The organism is Streptomyces sparsus, assembly GCF_054776295.1.
Genome location: NZ_BAAHCA010001482.1, coordinates 1 through 799, shown reverse-complemented (window position 1 = coordinate 799; position 799 = coordinate 1). Strand labels below are relative to the sequence as shown.

The 799-nt window shown below is 73.7% G+C and carries 1 protein-coding gene; it reads left to right on the top strand.

Annotated features, from left to right (window positions below):
* The coding region (locus ACYVE9_RS29155; RefSeq protein ID WP_461030880.1) for a DUF3152 domain-containing protein at positions 1–725 on the top strand (725 nt) is incomplete at its 5' end.
* Positions 726–799 lie beyond the last annotated feature (74 nt).

Below are 799 nucleotides of genomic sequence, written 5' to 3'. Positions count from 1 at the left end.
CCGGCCCCGAGGCCGCCGGACAGGGCGAGCGGCCCGCCGCCGGGTCGGACGCCACCGGGGACACCACCTCCCGCTCGGACGGCAGGCCCACGCCCGCCCAGTCCACTCCGGGCGCCGCGCCGCTCACCTTCGAGCAGCAGTTCAACCGCCAGATGCCGATGGACCCCGACTTCGCCGGGGAGGGCAAGTTCACCACCGTCGCGGGCCAGGACGAGGGGACCGGATCCGGCACCCGGGTCACGTACCGGGTCGACGTGGAGAGTGATCTCGGCCTCGACAGCAAGGTCTTCGCCCGCGCGGTGCACGAGACGCTCAACGACGAGCGCAGCTGGGCCAACGGCGGCGCCCGGACCTTCGAGCGGGTCTCCTCCGGTTCGGCGGACTTCGTCATCACCCTGGCCAGCCCGGGCACCACCGCGGTGTGGTGCGCCAAGTCCGGCCTGGACACCACCCAGGACAACGTCTCCTGCGACTCGGCGTCCACCGAGCGCGTCATGATCAACGGCTTCCGCTGGGCCCGGGGCGCCGACACCTTCGGCGCGCAGCGGATCCGCGCCTACCGGCAGATGCTCATCAACCACGAGGTCGGACACCGGCTGGGCTTCGGCCACGTGGTCTGCCCCGAGGAGGGCGCGCTCGCCCCGGTGATGATGCAGCAGACGAAGTTCCTGACCGTCGGCGGCGCCACCTGCCGCCCCAACGCCTGGCCCTTCCCGGACGCCTGAGCGGAAACCGGGCCGTGGGCTCGGCGGGATGTCGGGCCGGGGCCTGCCGCCGATGGGCCGCCGGCGTCGTGCCG